The organism is Streptomyces sp. NPDC045967 (assembly GCF_056430495.1).
In genome coordinates, this window is record NZ_JBWKLE010000007.1 from 291,388 (window position 1) to 311,135 (window position 19,748).

General features: G+C 72.1%; 20 protein-coding genes. 5 read left to right on the top strand and 15 right to left on the bottom strand.

Features of this window, described 5'->3' with window-relative positions:
• Positions 1-88: 88 nt before the first annotated feature.
• Together AC07FY_RS17630 and AC07FY_RS17635 are read left to right on the top strand one after the other, a co-directional pair.
• Positions 89-1,015 carry an ATP-binding cassette domain-containing protein gene (locus tag AC07FY_RS17630; protein WP_479007005.1) on the top strand — a complete coding sequence of 309 codons (927 nt, stop codon included), beginning with the start codon at positions 89-91 and terminating at the stop codon, positions 1,013-1,015.
• Entirely contained in the window at positions 1,012-1,758 is a 747-nt protein-coding gene (locus tag AC07FY_RS17635) for an ABC transporter permease (RefSeq protein ID WP_479007009.1), read from the top strand. Before AC07FY_RS17630 ends, AC07FY_RS17635 begins: the two co-directional genes overlap by 4 nt.
• Before the next feature lie 59 nt (positions 1,759-1,817).
• On the opposite strand, the gene AC07FY_RS17640 is transcribed toward AC07FY_RS17635, so the two are convergent.
• The 7 genes from AC07FY_RS17640 to AC07FY_RS17670 all read right to left on the bottom strand — a co-directional run bounded on the left by AC07FY_RS17640 (position 1,818) and on the right by AC07FY_RS17670 (position 9,162).
• The gene (locus AC07FY_RS17640; protein ID WP_479007012.1) at positions 1,818-2,090 is read right to left on the bottom strand and encodes a DUF1876 domain-containing protein; all 273 of its coding nucleotides are present in this window, start codon (positions 2,088-2,090) and stop codon (positions 1,818-1,820) included.
• Positions 2,091-2,166: 76 nt separating this feature from the next.
• On the bottom strand, positions 2,167-3,165 hold the full coding sequence (gene hemB / locus AC07FY_RS17645; RefSeq protein WP_479007015.1) for a porphobilinogen synthase: 999 nt from the start codon (positions 3,163-3,165) through the stop codon (positions 2,167-2,169).
• Positions 3,166-3,388: 223 nt separating this feature from the next.
• On the bottom strand, positions 3,389-5,056 hold the full coding sequence (locus AC07FY_RS17650; RefSeq protein ID WP_479007018.1) for a bifunctional uroporphyrinogen-III C-methyltransferase/uroporphyrinogen-III synthase: 1,668 nt from the start codon (positions 5,054-5,056) through the stop codon (positions 3,389-3,391).
• The gene (gene hemC / locus AC07FY_RS17655) at positions 5,053-6,057 is read right to left on the bottom strand and encodes a hydroxymethylbilane synthase (RefSeq protein ID WP_479007021.1); all 1,005 of its coding nucleotides are present in this window, start codon (positions 6,055-6,057) and stop codon (positions 5,053-5,055) included. The genes AC07FY_RS17650 and hemC overlap by 4 nt, the downstream gene beginning before the upstream one ends.
• Positions 6,054-7,781 carry a glutamyl-tRNA reductase gene (locus tag AC07FY_RS17660; RefSeq protein WP_479007024.1) on the bottom strand — a complete coding sequence of 576 codons (1,728 nt, stop codon included), beginning with the start codon at positions 7,779-7,781 and terminating at the stop codon, positions 6,054-6,056. The genes hemC and AC07FY_RS17660 overlap by 4 nt, the downstream gene beginning before the upstream one ends.
• Complete coding sequence (locus tag AC07FY_RS17665; RefSeq protein ID WP_384228990.1) at positions 7,778-8,587, bottom strand: redox-sensing transcriptional repressor Rex; 810 nt, start codon at positions 8,585-8,587, stop codon at positions 7,778-7,780. Before AC07FY_RS17665 ends, AC07FY_RS17660 begins: the two co-directional genes overlap by 4 nt.
• Positions 8,588-8,883: 296 nt before the next feature.
• The gene (locus AC07FY_RS17670) at positions 8,884-9,162 is read right to left on the bottom strand and encodes a glutaredoxin family protein (protein ID WP_479007028.1); all 279 of its coding nucleotides are present in this window, start codon (positions 9,160-9,162) and stop codon (positions 8,884-8,886) included.
• Between the two features lie 80 nt (positions 9,163-9,242).
• On the opposite strand from AC07FY_RS17670, the gene AC07FY_RS17675 reads away from it, so the two are divergent.
• The 3 genes from AC07FY_RS17675 to AC07FY_RS17685 all read left to right on the top strand — a co-directional run bounded on the left by AC07FY_RS17675 (position 9,243) and on the right by AC07FY_RS17685 (position 12,833).
• A complete protein-coding gene (locus tag AC07FY_RS17675) occupies positions 9,243-10,208 on the top strand; it encodes an HAD family hydrolase (RefSeq protein WP_479007031.1) in 966 nt (321 codons plus the stop codon).
• Positions 10,209-10,569: 361 nt separating this feature from the next.
• Positions 10,570-11,385 carry an ECF subfamily RNA polymerase sigma factor, BldN family gene (locus AC07FY_RS17680; protein ID WP_479007034.1) on the top strand — a complete coding sequence of 272 codons (816 nt, stop codon included), beginning with the start codon at positions 10,570-10,572 and terminating at the stop codon, positions 11,383-11,385.
• Positions 11,386-11,621: 236 nt separating this feature from the next.
• A complete protein-coding gene (locus tag AC07FY_RS17685; protein WP_479007037.1) occupies positions 11,622-12,833 on the top strand; it encodes a DUF5667 domain-containing protein in 1,212 nt (403 codons plus the stop codon).
• Between the two features lie 55 nt (positions 12,834-12,888).
• Here AC07FY_RS17685 and AC07FY_RS17690 read toward each other — a convergent pair whose 3' ends face one another.
• The 8 genes from AC07FY_RS17690 to AC07FY_RS17725 all read right to left on the bottom strand — a co-directional run bounded on the left by AC07FY_RS17690 (position 12,889) and on the right by AC07FY_RS17725 (position 19,570).
• Positions 12,889-13,905, bottom strand: coding sequence for a lysophospholipid acyltransferase family protein (locus tag AC07FY_RS17690; protein WP_479007040.1), 1,017 nt, complete (start codon positions 13,903-13,905; stop codon positions 12,889-12,891).
• Positions 13,905-14,981 carry an NAD-dependent epimerase/dehydratase family protein gene (locus tag AC07FY_RS17695; protein WP_479007043.1) on the bottom strand — a complete coding sequence of 359 codons (1,077 nt, stop codon included), beginning with the start codon at positions 14,979-14,981 and terminating at the stop codon, positions 13,905-13,907. Before AC07FY_RS17695 ends, AC07FY_RS17690 begins: the two co-directional genes overlap by 1 nt.
• Positions 14,982-15,076: 95 nt before the next feature.
• Positions 15,077-15,175 (bottom strand): 30S ribosomal protein bS22, encoded by a 99-nt coding sequence (locus AC07FY_RS17700; RefSeq protein WP_003948845.1) that lies wholly within the window; start codon positions 15,173-15,175, stop codon positions 15,077-15,079.
• A 121-nt stretch (positions 15,176-15,296) separates the two neighbouring features.
• On the bottom strand, positions 15,297-15,506 hold the full coding sequence (locus tag AC07FY_RS17705; RefSeq protein ID WP_008738568.1) for a helix-turn-helix domain-containing protein: 210 nt from the start codon (positions 15,504-15,506) through the stop codon (positions 15,297-15,299).
• A 114-nt stretch (positions 15,507-15,620) separates the two neighbouring features.
• On the bottom strand, positions 15,621-16,451 hold the full coding sequence (locus AC07FY_RS17710; RefSeq protein WP_479007046.1) for a phosphatase: 831 nt from the start codon (positions 16,449-16,451) through the stop codon (positions 15,621-15,623).
• A gap of 78 nt (positions 16,452-16,529) precedes the next feature.
• Complete coding sequence (locus tag AC07FY_RS17715) at positions 16,530-17,699, bottom strand: acetoin utilization protein AcuC (RefSeq protein WP_479007048.1); 1,170 nt, start codon at positions 17,697-17,699, stop codon at positions 16,530-16,532.
• Positions 17,650-18,873, bottom strand: a complete 1,224-nt coding sequence (locus tag AC07FY_RS17720; RefSeq protein ID WP_479007051.1) for an MFS transporter — start codon at positions 18,871-18,873, stop codon at positions 17,650-17,652. Before AC07FY_RS17720 ends, AC07FY_RS17715 begins: the two co-directional genes overlap by 50 nt.
• Before the next feature lie 43 nt (positions 18,874-18,916).
• Positions 18,917-19,570, bottom strand: coding sequence for an HAD family hydrolase (locus AC07FY_RS17725; protein WP_479007054.1), 654 nt, complete (start codon positions 19,568-19,570; stop codon positions 18,917-18,919).
• Between the last annotated feature and the right edge of the window lie 178 nt (positions 19,571-19,748).

The window sequence follows — 19,748 nt, forward strand, 5'->3', positions numbered from 1 at the left end:
CCTCGAACGCCGTTGACCCACATCCTAGTTCTGTGTATTACTTACACAGAAGAGCGTAAGCCATACGCAGAAGGGAGCGTGGTCCCGGATGACCACGTACGACCTCGGTATCCATGCCACCGGCCTCACCAAGTCCTACGGCGACCTCCGCGTCCTCGACGGCATCGACCTGGCCGTTCCGCGCGGCAGCGTCCTCGCCCTCCTCGGGCCCAACGGCGCCGGCAAGACCACCACCGTCCGCCTGCTCGCCACCCTCACCGCCCCGGACTCCGGCAGCGCCCGCGTCGCCGGGTACGACATCGCCTCCGCACGCTCCCGCGTACGCGAGCGCATCAGCCTCACCGGCCAGTTCGCGGCCGTCGACGACCTCCAGACCGGCGCCGAGACGCTCCGCATGATGGGCCGCCTGGCCGGGCTCTCGGCGCGCGACTCCCGTACCCGCGCCGGCGAACTGCTGGAGCGGTTCGGGCTCGCCGAGGCCGCCGGGCGCACGGCGAAGACCTACTCGGGCGGCATGCGGCGGCGCCTCGACCTCGCCGCCGGCCTCGTCTCCCGGCCGGAGGTGCTCTTCCTGGACGAGCCGACCACCGGCCTGGACCCGCGCAGCCGCCAAAACCTGTGGGAGCTCGTGAGGGAACTGCGCACCGACGGCACGACCGTGCTGCTGACCACCCAGTATCTGGAGGAGGCCGACCGGCTCGCCGACCGCGTCGCCGTCCTGTCGGAGGGCAGGATCGCCGCCGAGGGCACCCCCGCCACGCTCAAGGCGCGCGTCGCGGGCCACCGGCTCGACCTGACGCTGACGACAGCGGCCGCCTACCGGGCGCTCGTCCCTCGGGCCGTCCACCTCGCCCCGGAGGACCTCACCCTCGGGCTGCCCACCGACGGCAGCGCCGCCCACGTCCGGGCGCTGCTCGACGAAGTCGACCCCGACCGCACCGGCGTGGACCGCTTCACGGTCCGCACGGCCACCCTGGACGACGTGTTCCTCACCCTGACGGGAGCCGCCCCATGACCTCCTCCGCCCTCACCCTGGCCGGCCGCGGCGTGCGCATCAGCAGCCGCAGGCCGGACGCACTGATCACCGCCCTGATGCTGCCGGTCGTCCTGATGCTGATCTTCGTCTACTTCTTCGGCGGGGCCATCGACACCGGGACGCGGTACGTGACGTACGTGGTCCCCGGAGCCATGCTGCTCTGCGCGGGCTTCGGCGCGGCGAGCACCGCCGTCAGCGTGGCCGAGGACATGAAGAACGGCGTGATCGACCGCTTCCGCTCCCGGGACGTGGGGGGCATCGCGATCCTCGCCGGCCACGTCACCGCCTCGGTCCTGCGCAACCTGGTCTCCACCGGCCTGGTCCTGGTCGTCGCCCTCGCCATCGGCTTCCGGCCGCAGGGCTCGGCCTCCGCCTACCTGGCCGCGGCCGCGCTCCTCGTCCTGTACATCACGGCGATCTCCTGGCTGGCGGCGACGCTCGGCCTGCTCGCCGCGTCGCCGGAAGCGGCGGGCGGGTTCACCTTCCTGATGATGTTCCTGCCCTACCCGTCCAGCGCCTTCGTCCCCATCGGCACCATGCCGGACTGGCTCCACGGCTTCGCCGACCACCAGCCGCTCACCCCGGTGATCGAGTCGCTGCGCGCACTGCTGCTGGACCAGCCCGCGGGCAACGCCCCCTGGCTGGCCGTGACCTGGTGCACCGCGATCACAGCCGTCGCCGTTGCGCTGGCGTCCGCCCTGTTCGACCGCCGGACCCGCTGACGGGCCGCGGCCGGAGAGCCGACGCGGACGACGGCTCAACGGCCCAGCGGTTCAGCGGTTCAGCGGTTCAGCGGATAGGAATGCCGGCCCGTGGCCTCGTCGATCTCGGAGTGCGCCTTCTGCAGCATCTGCGACGCGAGGTCCATGAGCGCACGAGCACCCGCGATCTCCTCCCCGACCCTCAGCTGCTCGGGGTCGGAAGGATGGCGCAGGGCATAGCCGCGCGCCCTCATCTCGGAGCCGTCCCCGAGCCTGACCAGGGCCGCCGCACTCGTGCGGTGGCCCTCCTCGGTGAATTCGAGCTCCACGTGCCACCCGACGAGCGTGGACACGATCCATCACCTCCAGGGGTCGCCCTCCCTCCAGAGTGCGCCCCCGGTCCCCTCGACGCGCGGTGAACGGCCCGTCTCAGGCGTTGCGCAGCCAGCCCGCGACCTCTGTGGCCCAGTAGGTCAGGATCGTGTCGGCGCCGGCCCGCTTGATGCCCAGCAGCGTTTCCACAATGGCGCGGTCGCGCTCGATCCAGCCCTTCTCCGCCGCCGCCTCGATCATCGCGAACTCGCCGCTGATCTGGTAGGCCGCCACCGGCACGTCGACCGACTGCGCCACCCGGTACAGGATGTCCAGGTAGGGGCCCGCCGGCTTGACCATGACCATGTCGGCGCCCTCCTCCAGGTCCAGCGCCAGCTCCCGCAGGGACTCCCGCGCGTTCGCCGGGTCCTGCTGGTAGGTCTTGCGGTCGCCCTGGAGGGAGGAGGCGACGGCCTCGCGGAAGGGGCCGTAGAAGGCGGAGGAGTACTTCGCCGTGTAGGCCAGGATCGAGACGTCCTCGTGGCCGGTCTCGTCCAGCGCGTCGCGGACCACCCCGACCTGGCCGTCCATCATCCCGCTCGGGCCCACCACGTGGACGCCCGCGTCGGCCTGGACCTGCGCCATCTCGGCGTACCGCTCCAGCGTCGCGTCGTTGTCGACCCGGCCCCGCGCGTCCAGGACCCCGCAGTGGCCGTGGTCGGTGTACTCGTCCAGGCACAGGTCCGACATGATCACCAGGTCGTCGCCGACCTCCGCCTTCACGTCGCGGATCGCGAGCTGCAGGATCCCGTCGGGCTCGGTGCCCGCCGTGCCCCGCGCGTCCTTGTTCTCGTCCGCGGGGACCCCGAACAGCATGATCCCCGCGACACCCGCCTCCACCGCCTCCACCGCGGCCTTGCGCAGCGTGTCCCGCGTGTGCTGGACCACGCCCGGCATCGCCGAGATGGCCAGGGGTTCGCTGATGCCCTCGCGCACGAACGCCGGGAGGATCAGGTCGGAGGGGTGCAGCCGGTTCTCCGCGACCATCCGCCGCATCGCCGGGGTGGTGCGCAGCCGCCGGGGCCGCGAGCCGGGGAAGGATCCGTACGAGCTCATCTTGTCGTCGCCTCTTCGAGCATCGAGAACAGTCCCGACAAGCGTAGGGGCCCGCGACCCCGACCCGGCCCCGGGCCCGCCCCCGCGGGGCCCACGGCGGCCCGACGGGGGGCGGGGCCCGGCGCGTCCAGCCGCCGGGCCCCGCCCCCGTGTCCTGCTCAGCCCACCGCCGGGCCCTGTCGTCCTAGGCCCGCCTGGCCCGGCGCCACTTCGACGACAGGACCTAGGTGGTCCGCCGCCGGCGTGCCCCCGGCCGCCGCTCGCTCGGCCGGAACACCGTCTCGCCGGCCTCCTTGGCCGCCTCGCGGCGCGCCGCGCCGTACTCGGCCAGCGCCTCCGCCAGCTTCGACACCGACGGCTCCGGGGAGAGGACGTCGACGCGCAGGCCGTGCTCCTCCGCGGTCTTGGCCGTCGCCGGCCCGATACACGCGATGACGGTCACGTTGTGCGGCTTGCCCGCGATCCCGACCAGGTTGCGGACCGTGGAGGAGGACGTGAAGAGCACGGCGTCGAAGCCGCCGCCCTTGATCGCCTCACGCGTGTCCGCCGGCGGCGGCGACGCGCGCACCGTCCGGTAGGCGGTGACGTCGTCGACCTCCCAGCCGAGCTCGATCAGCCCGGCGACCAGCGTCTCGGTCGCGATGTCGGCCCGCGGCAGGAACACCCGGTCGATCGGGTCGAAGACCGGGTCGTAGGGCGGCCAGTCCTCCAGCAGCCCGGCCGCGGACTGCTCCCCGCTGGGCACCAGGTCCGGCTTCACGCCGAACTCCACCAGCGAGGCCGCGGTCTGCTCGCCCACCGCGGCGACCTTGATGCCCGCGAAGGCCCGCGCGTCGAGCCCGTACTCCTCGAACTTCTCGCGCACCGCCTTCACGGCGTTGACGGAGGTGAAGGCGATCCACTCGTAGCGGCCCGTCACCAGGCCCTTCACGGCCCGCTCCATCTGCTGCGGGGTCCGCGGCGGCTCCACGGCGATCGTCGGCACCTCGTGCGGCACCGCACCGTACGAACGCAGCTGGTCGGAGAGCGAGGCGGCCTGCTCCTTCGTGCGCGGTACGAGCACCCGCCAGCCGAACAGCGGCTTCGACTCGAACCAGGCCAGCTCCTCGCGCCGCGCGGCGGCGCTGTGCTCACCGACCACGGCTATGACCGGCCGGGCGCCCTCGGGCGAGGGGAGCACCTTGCCCTGCTTGAACACCTGGGCGATCGTGCCCAGCGTCGCGGACCAGGTCCGCTGGCGCGTCGTCGTACCGGCGACGGTCACCGTCAGCGGGGTGTCGGACTTGCGCCCGGCGCCCACAAGCTCGGCGGCGGCGCTCGCCACGGTCTCCAGCGTCGCGGAGACGACGAGGATCCCGTCGCTCGCCCCCACCTCGCTCCAGCAGCGCGCCGAGGCGTTCTTCGCGTCCACGAAGCGCACGTCCGCGCCCTGCTTGTCGCTCAGCGGCACACCGGCGTACGCGGGCACGCCGACGGCGGTCGCGACGCCCGGCACCACCTCGAAGGGGATGCCGGCGGTGGCGCAGACGAGCATCTCCTCGGCCGCGTTCCCGTCGAGGCCGGGGTCGCCGGTCACGGCACGCACGACCCGCCTGCCGGACCGCGCGGCCTCCATGACAAGATTGGCGGCGTCGCGGATCACCGGGACACCGGCGGCTGCTGACACTTCGTCAGCGATCGTCAGCTGCGGCGTGTCGACACCCGCGCGGGCATGCGTCCGCACGACGTCGAGCACCTCGGGCTCCGCGATCAGCACGTCCGCGGCGGCCAGTGCCTCGACGGCGCGCAGCGTCAGCAGACCCGGGTCGCCGGGGCCGGCACCGAGGAAGGTGACGTGCCCGTGGGCGGCGAATGCCGGGAAGGCGGAGGTGGTCGGAATTGAGGGGTTCAAAGCGATCGCTCCCCCATCAGACCGGCCGCGCCCTTGGCCAGCATCTCGTCCGCGAGTTCGCGACCGAGAGACATGGCCTCGTCATACGACTGGGGCACGGGACCGGTGGTGGACAGCTGCACCAGCGTCGAGCCGTCGAGGGTTCCGACGACTCCGCGCAGGCGCATCTCATTGACAATCTGGGCGCCGGCGCGGGGGTCCTCCCGCTCGAGCGGAGCCGAGAGCGGGTGAAGGTCGGCGAGCGCGCCCACGGGTGCGCTGCAGCCGGCCTCCAGGGCGGCGAGCAGGGAACGCTCCGCGGTCACGGCGGCCCGGGTGAGCGGGTCGTCGAGCTCGCCGAGCGCGGCGATGAGGGCGGTGTCGGACGCGAGGCACTCCACGGCCAGGGCCCCCTGGCCGGGAGCGGGCAGCACGTGGTCGACCGACAGCAGGTCGGTGGCCTCGTCACTGCGCCCGATCCGGTTCAGACCGGCGGCGGCGAGCACGACCGCGTCCAGCTCCCCGTCGCGGACGAATCCGATGCGGGTGTCGACGTTGCCGCGGATCGGCACGGTCTCGATCCGCTTGCCGAGCGAGCGGGCGTAGTGGTTCAGCTGGGCCGTCCGCCGCGGCGAACCGGTACCGATCCGGGCCCCGTCGGGCAGCTGCTCGAAGGTCAGGCCGTCCCGCGCGACGAGCGCGTCCCGCACGTCCTCGCGCCGCGGCATGGCCGCGATCACGAGGTCGCCGGGCTGCCCGGTCGGCAGGTCCTTCAGCGAGTGCACGGCGAAGTCGACCTCCCGGCGCAGCAGCGCGTCGCGCAGCGCCGTGACGAACACGCCCGTCCCGCCGATCTGCGCGAGGTGCTCGCGCGAGACGTCGCCGTACGTCGTGATCTCCACGAGCTCGACGGGTCGGCCGGTGACCGCCCGCACCGCCTCGGCGACGTGGCCCGACTGGGACATGGCCAGCTTGCTCCGCCGCGTACCGAGCCGCAGCGGCTGGTCGGGACGTGTGTTCATGATGCCCGTCCTGGGTCGTCGTCGTTCATCGGATCGGCCGCGTCTGCCCGGCTGACGGAAGCCACCGTCTGAGGGTCGAGGTCGAAGAGTTCGCGCAGCGCCTCCGCGTACCCGGCGCCGCCGGGCTCGCTCGCGAGCTGCTTGACGCGCACGGTCGGCGCGTGGAGGAGCTTGTCGACGACGCGGCGCACGGTCTGGGTGACCTCGGCCCGCTGCCGTTCGTCGAGATCGGGCACCCGCCCGTCGAGCCGCGCCACTTCCATGGCCACCACCTCGGCGGCCATGGCGCGCAGGGCGACGACGGTGGGCGTGATGTGCGCGGCCCGCTGGGCCGCGCCGAAGGCCGCCACCTCCCCGGCGACTATCGCGCGCACGGCGTCGACGTCGGCGGCCATGGGGGCGTCCGCGGACGCCTCGGCGAGGCTCTCGATGTCGACCAGCCGCACCCCGGGGATCCGGTGCACGGCGGCGTCGATGTCCCGGGGCATGGCCAGGTCCAGCAGGGCGAGCCGCGCCCCGCCCGCGCCGTCGGAGGGCGTACGGGTGCCACGCCGGGGCTGCCGCTGGGCGGCGGCCTCGCCCTGGTCGGCCCAGGTCCCGTGCAGCTCCAGGGAGCTGGAGTCGACCCCGGTCAGCGCCGAGCGCCCGTCGGGCCCCACGGGGCACCCGTCGGCCTCGGCGGGCGCGGCGATGGTCCGCGCGGCCCCGGCGTCGGCCAGCCGGCCGCCGCCCTGAGCGGCAGCGGCGAGCCGCGCCACGACCGCGGGGTCCAGCCCCGCCGGGGAATGAGGCGCGGAGTCCGGGGCGGAGCCCCGGTCGGTGACCCGCATCGCACCGGGGGCGTCAGCCGCGCCCACCGCGGTCGGCGCGAGCCCGTCGGCGGAGCCCCGGGACACGGCGGCGAGCACGTCCTCCAGACTCAGTACCAGTCCGGTGGCACCCGTGCACGAGACGACCACGTCGACTCGTGTCAACTCATCCGCCACCGAGTCCATCGGCACCGCGGCGGCCTTCACCCCGGTGCCCGAGGCAACCAGAATCTCCGCCAGCCGCTCCGCCCGCTCCGCGGTCCGGTTCGCCACCACGATCTCGGCGACGCCGACCCGCGCCAGCGTGGCCGCAGCCAGCGAGGACATCGACCCGGCCCCGATCACCAGCGCCCGCTTGCCGGCGGCCCACCGGTCCACCGGCACCCGCGCGCCGGCGAGCTGCTCGAGCCCGAAGGTGACCAGCGACTGCCCGGCCCGGTCGATCCCGGTCTCGGAGTGCGCCCGCTTGCCGACCCGCAGCGCCTGCTGGAACAGGTCGTTGATCAGCCGCCCGGCGGTGTGCAGCTCCTGGCCCAGGGCCAGCGCGTCCTTGATCTGGCCGAGGATCTGCCCCTCGCCCACCACCATCGAGTCCAGGCCGCACGCCACCGAGAACAGGTGGTGCACCGCCCTGTCCTCGTAGTGCACGTAGAGATAGGGAGTGAGCTCTTCCAGAGCCACCCCGCTGTGCTGCGCCAGCAGCGTGGACAGCTCGGCGACACCGGCGTGGAACTTGTCCACGTCGGCGTACAGCTCGATCCGGTTGCACGTGGCGAGCACCGCAGCCTCCGTCGCCGGCTCGGCGGCGAGGGTGTCGTGCAGCAGCTTGGCCTTGGCGTCCGCGGACAGCGAGGCGCGCTCCAGCACGCTCACCGGGGCGCTGCGGTGACTCAGCCCAACGACGAGCAGACTCATGCCGGCATCACCGCCGGCACGTCTCCCTCGGGACCGCCCTTGCGGGCCTCGGCGGCGGCCCGCCCGGCCGGCGGGACCACGGCCGCGGCGGGGGCCGCGCCGCCCACGGACGAGCCGCCCTCGGCAGCCGCGGCGGCGGCTTCCTCGCCGGCCTTGCGCTGCTCGTGGAACGCCAGGATCTGGAGCTCGATCGACAGGTCGACCTTGCGCACGTCCACGCCGTCGGGCACGGAGAGCACGGTCGGGGCGAAGTTCAGGATGGAGGTGACACCGGCGGCGATCAGCCGCTCGCTGACCTGCTGCGCGGCCCCGGCCGGAGTCGCGATGACGCCGATCGAGACCCCGTTCTCCTCGATGATCTTCTCCAGTTCATCGGTGTGCTGCACGGGGATCCCGGCCACCGGCTTGCCGGCCATCGCCGGGTCGGCGTCGATCAGCGCCGCGACGCGGAAACCGCGCGAGGCGAAGCCGCCGTAGTTGGCGAGGGCCGCGCCGAGGTTGCCGATGCCGACGATGACGACGGGCCAGTCCTGGGTGAGGCCGAGTTCGCGGGAGATCTGGTAGACGAGGTACTCCACGTCGTAGCCCACGCCGCGGGTGCCGTAGGAGCCCAGGTAGGAGAAGTCCTTGCGCAGCTTCGCGGAGTTGACTCCGGCGGCGGCCGCGAGCTCCTCGGAGGACACCGTGGGCACCGATCGCTCGGAGAGCGCGGTGAGGGCGCGCAAGTACAGCGGAAGCCGGGCGACAGTGGCCTCGGGAATACCTCGGCTGCGGGTCGCCGGTCGGTGAGTTCGGCCAGTTGCCACGATGCTCCTGCGGGATGAGCGGGGCTGCAGGCGGCCACTTGTCCCAGGACCGCCCCGTCGACAGCAGGCTATGCCTTTGTGAACGCGTGCACAAAGATTGTGTCCATTTTGTCCGACCAAAGTGACCGGGGTCACGCGACCCCGCCACGCCGGAGCGGAACCGACGGCACGCCGAACCCGTTCAAATCCCAAGGGGGGCAAAACTGTACACACTCCTCACAGATACGCCCCCGAGCCCCCACAAATCGCCCATGATGGTAACCGGGGCGGGGGTCAGCCCTCCAGCGCGGCGGGGGTCAGCCCTCCAGTGCCCGCCGCAGCCGGTCCGGGTTCACCCGCCAGAAGGTGTGCTGCTCGCCGTCCACCAGCACCACCGGAATCTGCTCCCAGTACAGCCGGTGGAGCTCCTCGTCCTGCGTGATGTCCTTCTTCTCCCACTGCGCCCCGGTCTCCGCGCAGACCCGCTCGACGACCTCCTGCGCGTCGTCGCACAGGTGGCACCCGGGCTTCCCGACGAGCGTCACCATCCGGTCGGCGGGACGCTTCTTTTCCTTGCGTCGCAACAAAGGGCTCATGGCCCCATTCTCCCGAAGTGTTCACACCTCCGTTTCCCACCGGTTCGAGAACTCCCGAACACAGTGGCTATGCTCGCCGCATGGCCCCTCTCGGATGGCTCACCCCCCGGAGGCGCTCCGCGAGCGCGCGGAGCGTGCTGGCCGGCGAGGCCTCGGCCGAAGCCGCCCGCAAGACCGCGCTGACCGGGGTGCCGCACCGCACGGAACCCGATCTCGACACCGACCTCGACGCCCTCGCGGCCGCGGTGGGAGAACCGGTCTTCCCCGTCGCGGGCGACGACCTCGCCGCCGCCTTCTTCGACCTCGACAACACCGTGATGCAGGGCGCCGCGATCTTCCACTTCGGCCGCGGCCTCTACAAGCGCGAGTTCTTCCGCCGCCGCGAGCTCGCCCGCTTCGCCTGGCAGCAGGCCTGGTTCCGGCTGGCCGGCGTCGAGGATCCCGAGCACATGCAGGACGCCCGCGAGAGCGCCCTGTCCATCGTCAAGGGCCACAAGGTCTCGGAACTGACGGCCATCGGCGAGGAGATCTACGACGAGTACATGGCCGAGCGGATCTGGCCGGGCACCCGCGCGCTGGCCCAGGCCCACCTCGACGCCGGCCAGAAGGTGTGGCTGGTCACCGCCGCCCCCGTCGAGACCGCCACGATCATCGCCCGCCGGCTCGGGCTGACCGGCGCCCTCGGCACCGTCGCCGAGTCCGTCGACGGGATCTACACCGGGCGCCTGGTCGGCGAACCGCTGCACGGCCCCGCCAAGGCGGAGGCGGTCCGCGCCCTGGCCGCCGCCGAGGGCCTGGACCTCGAACGCTGCGCCGCCTACAGCGATTCGCACAACGACATCCCCATGCTGTCACTGGTCGGGCATCCGTACGCGATCAATCCCGACACAAAACTGCGCAAGCACGCCCGCACCCACGACTGGCGGCTGCGCGACTATCGCACCGGCCGCAAGGCCGTGAAGGTCGGCGTCCCGGCCGCCGCCGGAGTCGGCGCGATCGCGGGCGGCGCGGCCGCCGCCCTGGCTCTGCACCGCCGCCGGAAGTGACCCGGCCGGGCCCCGGACGGGCCCGGACCCGCGACCGCGCCACCCCCGGTCGGAGCACCCGCATTCGCACACCTCTACCCGCGCTCCCGGCGCGGCACTCCGGCCTGCCCCACTCGGTCGCGAGCCCCCATGGAAGCGTCCATTCCGCGCACTGAAGTGATCAGCAAACGATCACCAATCGCGACTGAATATGCCCTCGACAGGCAACGGAAACGTCGGAACCGGTGATTTGTGCAACTGGGTGTAGCGCTGCCTGTACGAAGCGTTATTCTCCTCAAACGCATGCCACCGGCCATCTGTCGCCACGACGGGTGAACGGTCCCGCACTGCACGTGATGGAAGCTCTGCCTCTGGGAGTCCCGTGTACCCACCTGTCGGGGTTGACGCCTCGGGCCTGGCTACGCTGCGCGCAACGGTCCTCGACCACCTGCGCGGCTTCGTCCCCACCGCGTACGCCGTCCCCGCCTTCGCCACCGCGGTCCCCGCCGGACTCGGCCCGGCCGGTCCTTGCTATGCCCTGACCGACGGCGGAGCGACGGTGGGCAGACGAGGTCGCGCGTCCGGAGGCTCGAACGGAGCCGCCGGCACGAGCACCCAGGCCACCCCACGCCGCCCCACCGCGGACAGCGACCAGGCCCGCATGATGGACCTGGTCGAACGCGCCCAGGCCGGCGAGGCCGACGCCTTCGGCCGCCTCTACGACCAGTACAGCGACACGGTCTACCGCTACATCTACTACCGCGTCGGCGGCAAGGCCACGGCGGAGGATCTCACCAGCGAGACCTTCCTGCGCGCCCTGCGCCGCATCTCCACCTTCACCTGGCAGGGCCGCGACTTCGGCGCCTGGCTGGTGACGATCGCCCGCAACCTGGTGGCCGACCACTTCAAGTCCAGCCGCTTCCGGCTGGAGGTCACCACCGGCGAGATGCTCGACGCCAACGAGGTCGAGCGCAGCCCCGAGGACTCCGTCCTGGAGTCCCTGTCCAACGCGGCCCTGCTGGAAGCCGTGCGCAAACTCAACCCGCAACAGCAGGAGTGCGTGACCCTGCGCTTCCTGCAAGGCCTGTCCGTCGCGGAGACGGCCCGGGTCATGGGGAAGAACGAGGGAGCCATCAAGACGCTCCAGTACCGGGCGGTGCGGACACTGGCCCGCCTCCTCCCGGACGACGCCCGCTGACCCCCTTCACCTGTCAACGCGAACTCACATACATCCGGTGACCCCTCGATGACGCTGTGGTCCGATCATCCTTCGTCCGTAACCCAAGTGCCGCGACGCTCGTTGTGCGGAATGCAGACCCCCTGTGGACAAGCCCTACCCGAAGCCGCTCACCCGAACGTGTGGATGTGCTCAAGGAAGGCAACCTTCCGGACACCCTGGGGAGTCGATCGTCATGACGAGAGGAGGTGCCGCCAGTGATCGCGAACGTGACTCCGCACCGGCGGGCGAACGCCTTCGCCCAGGCCCTGGAGGATCGGACCCCGTCCGACCTTTCGGAACCGGACCCGGCGGCAGAGCAGTCCGAGGCACCTGCCGAACCTGCCGACCACAACCGGCTGTTGGCCCTGGCGAGCGTGCTCGGCGAACGTATGCCGCGCCCAGTGCTGGACCCAGAGGTCAAAGTGGTGCAGCGAGCCCAGCTCGTTGCCGCCATGGAGGCCATGGTGCTGGAGGAGAGGGCCGGGGGCGGTGCCGCCTCGGACCCTCAGGTGCCCGAACAGCGGACCGGCCGCGGCGCCCACCGGGCGACCTCGCTCCGGAAGATGCGGCCCCGCTCCCGCTGGTCCAAGGGCATCGCAGCGGGCGGCCTCACCGTAGGTGTGGCCGCGGGGGCCTTCAGCGGAGTGGCAGCTGCCAGTTCCGACGCCCTGCCCGGTGACCACCTCTACCCCGTGAAACGGGGCATGGAGGACCTGAAGCTCGGGATGGCCGACGGCGATTCGGACCGGGGCGAGCTCTATCTCGACCAGGCCTCGAACCGCCTCTCGGAAGCCCGCAGGCTGATGGAGCGCGGCAGGGGCGGCAGCGTGCTGGACCACGAGGTCCTGGGCGAGATCCGCAGAGCCCTGGCGGGGGTGAAGCACGACGCGGAAGAGGGCCACCGGCTCCTCCAAGCGGCGTACGAACGCAACGGCGAGCTCGGCCCCATCCAGGCGCTGTCCTCGTTCTCCCGCTCCCACCGCGACGCGTGGGGCAAGCTCAAGGAGAGGCTCCCCGCGCAGCTCACGGACGTGGGCGGCGAGGTGGAGTCGGTCTTCCAGGCCATAGACGAAGACGTGGCACCGTTGCAGGGCCTGCTTCCCAAACCACCCGAGCAGAACCGCGGATCCGGCTCGTCCGGAACCCCGGCCAAGCCGGGTACCCCGAGCGGGAAGCAGACTTCCGCACCGGCCGCCGACGCCCCGCCGGCCAGCCCCGCGCAGCCGTCCCCCTCCGGCAGCAGCAGCCGGACCCCCACCCCGGGCGGCCTCCTGGGCGGTACGGGCGACCTGCTGAACCCGCCCACGGGCCAACCCGCCGCGCCCTCCCCGGGCGCCCCGGAACAGCCCAGGCCCGACATCACCCTCCCGCCGCTGCTCCCCGGCCTCCTGCCGGGCCTGGGCATCGACGCGGAGGACACGGAGTAGCAGACGCAGAAGGCCGGCGGGGCTGTGGGCAGCCCCGCCGGCCTTCTGCGCCGCGTCAGAAGAACACGGACCTGCGCTGCACCAGCAGCTTGTACAGCGTGTGCTGGATCTGCTCCCGCACCTGGTCCGTCAGGTTGAACATCAGCATGGGGTCCTCCGCCGCCTCCGCCGCGTAGCCCGAGGTGGCGATCGGCTCCCCGAACTGGATCGTCCACTTCGTCGGCAGCGGCACCGCCCCGAGCGGCCCCAGCCACGGGAACGTCGGCGTGATCGGGAAGTACGGGATCCCCAGCAGCCGCGCCAGCGTCTTGGCGTTGCCGATCATCGGGTAGATCTCCTCCGCCCCCACGATCGAGCACGGCACGATCGGCGTCCCCGCACGCAGCGCCGTCGACACGAACCCGCCCCGCCCGAAGCGCTGCAGCTTGTACCGGTCCCCGAACGGCTTCCCTATCCCCTTGAAGCCCTCGGGCATCACCCCGACCAGCTCCCCGGCCTCCAGCAGCCGTTGGGCGTCCTCCGCGCAGGCCAGGGTGTGGCCCGCCTTCCTGGCCAGCTCGTTCACCACCGGCAGCATGAACACCAGATCCGCCGCGAGCAGCCGCAGGTGCCGCTGCGCCGGGTGCCGGTCGTGCACGGCCACCTGCAGCATCAGCCCGTCCAGCGGCAGCGTCCCCGAGTGGTTCGCCACGATCAGCGCACCGCCCTGCTCCGGGATGTTCTCGATGCCCTTGACCTCGACCCGGAAGTACTTGTCGAACAGCGGCCGCATCAGGGACATCAGGACCTGGTCCGTCAGCTCCTTGTCGTAGCCGAACTCGTCGACGTCGTACTCGCCGGTGACCCGGCGCCTCAGGAAGGCCAGCCCGCCCGCGATCCGCCGCTCCAGGCCGCCGCGACCCGCGGACTCCACCTCCGGCCCGGCCGCGTCCGCGGGCGCGTCCGGGGCCGCACCGGCGGTCGGAGCCGTCGGCTCCGACTGCGGATCGGAAGCGGACACCGCCCGCATCCTGCGGGGCGCCCGCCGGCGCGGCCGGTCCTCGTCGAAGGGAATCACCTTGGCGTCCGCCACTATTTCCTCGCTCCTTCCACCGCGTCCACACCGACATCCGGCCCGTCCACCTTCAGCACGGCCGCCACCCGGTCCACGGCCCGCGCCGCCCGTTCCGGAGGCAGCAGGCCGCCCCCGCGGCTCCGGGCGAAGTCCGCGAAGGCCTCGGCGGTCGTGTACACCGGCTCAAAGCCGAGCACGTCCCGCATCTGCGTGGTCTCCACGACCCGGCCGTGCGTGAGGAGCCTTATCTGCTCCGGGGAGAAGTCGGTGATCCCGACCGCCCGCAGCGCCGACCCCATCCAGGTCACGGCCGGCAGCAGCAGCGGAAGCGTGGGCCGCCCCAGCCGCCGCGAGCACTGCGACAGCAGCAGGACTCCGTCACCCGCGATGTTGAAGGTCCCGCTGTTCAGCGTCCCGCGCCGCGGCTCCTTCGCCGCCAGCCGCAACACGTCCAGCACGTCGTCCTCGTGGACGAACTGCAACCGCGGGTCGTAGCCCAGCACGGTCGGCATCACGGGGATCGAGAAGTACTCGGCGAGCGCGGAATCGGCGAAGGGGCCCAGGATGTTCGCGAACCGCAGCACACACACCGCGACGTCCGGCCGCCTGCGCGCGAAGCCGCGCACATAGCCCTCGACCTCGGCGGCGTCCTTGGCGAACCCGCCGGCCGGCAGCGACTTGGGCTGCGTGGTCTCGGTGAAGACGGCCGGATCCCGCGAGGTGCCCCCGTACACACTGGTACTGGACTTCACCACGAGCCGGCGGATCGTCGGCGACTTCTGGCAGGCCCCGAGGAGCTGCATCGTCCCGATGACGTTCGTCTCCTTGACGGTGCTGTGCGCCCCGCCGGTCCCCACACTGCCGCCGGTGACCGCCAGATGGACCACCGTGTCCACCGCGTGCTCGGCCAGCACGCGGGCGATCGCCGACTGCCTGATGTCCGTCCGCACGAACTCGGCCGATCCGAGCCGGTGCGGCGGGGTCACCGCGTCGACCGCGATCACCCGCTCGACATCCGGATCGCGCTGGATGCGGCGCACGAAGCGGCCGCCCAGCTGCCGGGCAGCCCCGGTGACGAGTACGACCTTCCCCACGAGCTCAGCGCCTCCCTAGAAGAAGTCCCCCGGCTGCACCACAGCCCCCCCACCAGGATGGTGGAGGGGCTGCGGAAAACACGTACAGCTGCCGTCTACTTCTTGTTACGGCGCTGGACGCGGGTGCGCTTGAGCAGCTTGCGGTGCTTCTTCTTAGCCATCCGCTTGCGCCGCTTCTTGATAACAGAGCCCACGACTACCCTCGCTCACTTCTCTTCATTCGGTGCGGGGCGTCGGGGCCCACACGACCTACGTCGGCCTAGCCTACCGTCCCGAGCTCCGAGCTTGTAATCCGAGGGCGTGCCGAGGTCAGTCTCAGGCCGACTCCACCCCCACATAGGACTCTCGGAGGTACTCGTGAACCGCGTTCTCGGGGACCCGGAAGGACCGGCCCACCCGGATTGCGGGCAGATGACCGTTGTGCACCAGCCGGTACACGGTCATCTTCGACACTCGCATCACCGAGGCGACCTCCGCCACGGTCAGGAACTGAACCTCACTGAGAGGCCTCTCGCCAGCAGCCATGACACACCTTGACCTTCCGCGCATGACGGGCACCGGCTTCCCCTCCGGTTACTCCTCGTCGTCGCACGCTCACTCCCCAGAGTAGGGGCGCGTGATACGAGTGGGGAAGAGGAGCTACGGCCACTCCTGACGCCCCGACAGACTGGCCCGATCGAGCACATAGCGAGTAAGGGGCCGGTAGTGGTCCGCCCGTACCGCGTCATCGATCGGGACGGCCACCGCCACCCTCCCCTCGGCTTCGCCGACGAACAGCGCGGGATCGTCCGTGTCCGCCAGCCCGATCGCCTCCACACCCAGCTGACCAGCACCGCAGACCCATCCGTGATCCCCCACCACCAACTCCGGCAACGGCCCGCCGGCCTCCGCCAGGGCCCCCAGCGCGAGCCGCACCGGCAGCGGCGAATGGGAGTGCGCGCCGGTGGCATTCCCCGCCGACCGCACGCCGGGCTCCCGCACCAGTGCGACCCCCCGTACGTAATCGATGCGGTGCGTGCGTACGCCGAACCGGGTCGCCATGTCGACACTCACCCCCTGCGCCGGGGTGAGGACAACACAGCCCACCGCCGACATCGCCTCGGCCAACCCGGCGTAGAAACCCAGGAGGCGGTGCGGATGCCCCGTCCCGAACAACACCGGCGAACGCGCCCCGGCCGCCTCCCCGAGCCGCCCCGCGAAGGCGTCCAGCGCGGCCATCGTCCGTTCCGGATCGATCACGTCCGGCCCGCTGACGTGCGCCGGATCCGCCGAGACCCCGCACTTGTCCGCCATCAGCCTCAGCAGATCACCCTCGCCCCACGCCCGCTCCGGATCCAGTCCCAGCAACACCCGCGGATCACCCGCCGCGAACAGCCGGTAACTGCGCAGGCTCACCTCCCGGGACGTCGCGACGGGCCCGGCCAACCGGGCGGCCAGCAGATGCGCACGCAGCGCGCCGGAGCTCAACACCCTCCGATGCTCCACCACCGCCCCTGGCGGATCATCAATTCAGCCGAACAGCCCCACAGTTGGCGTAACGATGCATCATCAGGCCAACATCCCCCGCAGCGGGAACACCGCGCGCCGCGTCGCGAGCACGGCCTGGTCCGTGCGGTCCGCCGGGTCGTAGCCCGCCTCCCACTCCCGCCACCGCACGTCACGCCCGTCCGTCATCCGCGCCGGCGCCAACTGCCGCGTCCGCGCGTACACCTCGTCCCGCCACGAAGCCGGGACCGCCGCCGCCGGATCCACCGGCCGGTGCGCCGCGATCGCCACCAGGTGCGTCCACGACCGCGGTACGACGTCCACCACCGCGTACCCCCCGCCGCCCAGCGCCAGCCACCGCCCGTCCGCGTACTCGTGCGCCAGCCGGTGGCAGGACTCCTGCACGGCCCGCTGCGCGTCCAGGGACACCGCCAGGTGCGCGAGCGGGTCCTCGAAGTGCGTGTCCGCCCCGTGCTGGGTCACCAGCACCTGCGGCCGGAAATCGGCCAGCAGCTCCGGCACGACGCCGTGGAAGGCCCGCACCCACCCCTCGTCCCCCGTCCCGGCCGGCAGCGCGACGTTCACCGCCGAGCCCTCGGCCGCCGCACCACCCGTCTCCTGCGGCCAGCCCGTCTGCGGGAACAGCGTCCGCGGGTGCTCGTGCAGGGAGACCGTCAGCACCCGCGGGTCGTCCCAGAACGCCGCCTGCACCCCGTCCCCGTGGTGGACGTCCACGTCCACGTAGGCGACCCGCTCCGCCCCGAGCTCCAGCAGCCGCGCGATGGCCAGCGCCGCGTCGTTGTACACGCAGAAACCGGCCGCTCCGCCCGGCATGGCGTGGTGCAGCCCGCCCGCGAAGTTCACCGCGTGCCCCGCCTCGCCCCGCCAGAGGGCCTCCGCGCCCGCCACCGACTGCCCGGCGATCAGCGCCGACGCCTCGTGCATCCCCCGGAACGCCGGATCGTCCATGGTGCCCAGCCCGTACGAGCCGTCGGCGAGCCCCGGATCGGCCGACACCGCGCGCACCGCGGCGACGTAGTCCTCCCGGTGCACGAGCCTCAGCGTCGACTCCCCCGCCGCCGAGGCCGCCCGCACCTCCATGGCCCGGTCCAGCCCGAAGGCGCGCACCAGGCCCATGGTCAGTGCCAGACGCACCGGATCCATCGGATGGTCGGGCCCGAAGTCATACCCGGTCACCGCCTCGTCCCACATCAACAACCCGCGGCCGCTCATGCCCGACACCGTATCGGGCGTCCCGCACGCCGAACGAGCGGGCGTGGAACAGCGTGACCAGCACGAGCACCATCGGCACGAGCATCGCACCCCGATAGCTCCACGCGTCCCCGATGCCGCCCACGAGCGGCGAGCCGATCAGGAACCCGACGTAGTTGAAGATGTTCAACCGGGCGATCGCGGTGTCCGAGCCGCCCGGGAACAACCTCCCGGCGGCCGCGAAGGTCTGCGGCACGATCACGCACAGCCCGAGGCCCAGCAGGGTGAACCCCAGCATCCCCACCCACGCGCCCGGCGCCACCGCCACGACCGCGAACCCGCCGGCCGCGACCACCGTCCCGCCCCGCACCACGGCCGCCGCCCCAAACCGCCGCACACCCAGGTCCCCGACGGCCCGCCCGATCAGGGTCGTGACCATGTAGACGTTGTACGGCACGGTCGCCAGCTGCTCGGAGCCGCCCAGCACGTCCTGCAGGTACTTGGCACTCCAGTTCGCCACCGTCGAGTCCCCGATGTACGCACACGCCATCACCAGGCACAGCGGCAGCAGCAGCTTGCCTCCTCCGGCCCCGAGCCCCTTCTCCCCGGCTCGCCCGCCGCCCTTCGTGACGGGCGCGTCGACATAGGCGCGGCTGCCCAGCAGGACCAGCGGCACCAGCACCGCCACGGCCGGCAGGTAGCCCAGCAGCAGGTCCAGACGCCAATGCGCCCCCGCCCAGGCGGCCGAGGCACCGACGATCCCCCCGAGGCTGTAGACGGCGTGGAAGCCGAGCATGATGCTGCGCCCGTACTCCCGCTGGAGCCTCACCCCCAGCATGTTCATCGAGGCGTCCAGCGCCCCCACCGACAGCCCGAACACCCCCAGGGCCACCGCCAGGTGCCACATCCGGTCGCCCGCTCCGACGCCGAGCAGCGCCAGCAGCACCACGGGCTGCGACCACCGGAGTACCGCACTGGGAGGGACCCGCTTCACCAGGTGCTCGGTGGCCACGCTCGCGACGCCCGCGAGCACCGGCACGGCGGCGAGGAAGGCGGGCAGCAGGCCGTCGGATATCCCGTACCGGTCCTGGATCGCCGGGATCCGGGTCACGAGCAGCGCGAAGGCGACACCTTGCGCGAAGAAGCCGAGCCCGAGGGCACCGCGGCCGCGCCGCAGCCGCACATCAACCGTCATGGCGGGCCAGCGTAGGCCCGGTGACTACCGGTGGGTAGAGCGATCACACGGGCAGTTGCAAGAGCCCCGGGAGCTGCTTCATGTCCCCGAAGTAGGCGGTGGCACCAGGCAGCCGGTCCGCCGGCAGCATCGCCGTGAAGGCGAACACGTCCATCCCCGCGGCGACGGCGGCCTGGATGCCGAGCGGGCTGTCCTCGACCACCACGCAGCGCGCGGGTTCCACGTCCATGGACCGGGCCGCGTGCAGGAAGAGGTCGGGCGCCGGCTTCCCCTGGCCGACGTCCTGGGAGCTGAAGATCCACTCCTCTTCGAACCACCCGTCGAGCCCGGCCACCCGATGCCCGACGCGGATCCGCTCGTGGCTTCCGGAGGAGGCCAGGCAGTACCCGATCCCATGGGCGGTCAATTCTCCGAGGACCTCCTCCACTCCGGGCACCGGCCGCAGTTCCCGCTCGAAGCCGGCGACCGTCCGCGCGTGCAGCGTGGTGTCGAAGTCGTCGGGCAGCCGCTGCCCGGTCCGCTCGAGGACGAGATCGTGCACGCGGTGCACCGCGGAACCCATGTAGTCGCGGAGGGACTCCTCGTACGAGGTGGGGTGCCCGAGCTCGCTCAGGTACCCGGCGAGGATCGTGTTGGCGAGCGGCTCACTATCCACCAGCACGCCGTCGTTGTCGAAGATGACGAGGTCGTAGCCCATCTCCCAACCCTACGAGCCGTCAACCCGGAACCAGCCGGACCCCATGCCGGGCATCCGGCGGATTCTGGCCCGCTCCCGGGTTTCCGAGGCTGAACGCAGAAAAGCCCCGCACCGGACCTGTGAGGGTCTGGTGCGGGGCTTCCCGCAATGATTGTTCGGCGGCGTCCTACTCTCCCAC

Bases quoted from the DNA above. Each gene is read 5' to 3' on its own strand.
- AC07FY_RS17670 (WP_479007028.1), bottom strand. From the start codon at position 9,162: ATGAGCCCTTTGTTGCGACGCAAGGAAAAGAAGCGTCCCGCCGACCGG.
- AC07FY_RS17725 (WP_479007054.1), bottom strand. From the start codon at position 19,570: ATGGGCTACGACCTCGTCATCTTCGACAACGACGGCGTGCTGGTGGAT.
- hemB (WP_479007015.1), bottom strand. From the start codon at position 3,165: ATGAGCTCGTACGGATCCTTCCCCGGCTCGCGGCCCCGGCGGCTGCGC.
- AC07FY_RS17635 (WP_479007009.1), top strand. From the start codon at position 1,012: ATGACCTCCTCCGCCCTCACCCTGGCCGGCCGCGGCGTGCGCATCAGC.
- AC07FY_RS17715 (WP_479007048.1), bottom strand. From the start codon at position 17,699: ATGAGCGGCCGCGGGTTGTTGATGTGGGACGAGGCGGTGACCGGGTAT.
- AC07FY_RS17675 (WP_479007031.1), top strand. From the start codon at position 9,243: ATGGCCCCTCTCGGATGGCTCACCCCCCGGAGGCGCTCCGCGAGCGCG.
- AC07FY_RS17660 (WP_479007024.1), bottom strand. From the start codon at position 7,781: ATGAGTCTGCTCGTCGTTGGGCTGAGTCACCGCAGCGCCCCGGTGAGC.
- hemC (WP_479007021.1), bottom strand. From the start codon at position 6,057: ATGAACACACGTCCCGACCAGCCGCTGCGGCTCGGTACGCGGCGGAGC.
- AC07FY_RS17720 (WP_479007051.1), bottom strand. From the start codon at position 18,873: ATGACGGTTGATGTGCGGCTGCGGCGCGGCCGCGGTGCCCTCGGGCTC.
- AC07FY_RS17705 (WP_008738568.1), bottom strand. From the start codon at position 15,506: ATGGCTGCTGGCGAGAGGCCTCTCAGTGAGGTTCAGTTCCTGACCGTG.
- AC07FY_RS17630 (WP_479007005.1), top strand. From the start codon at position 89: ATGACCACGTACGACCTCGGTATCCATGCCACCGGCCTCACCAAGTCC.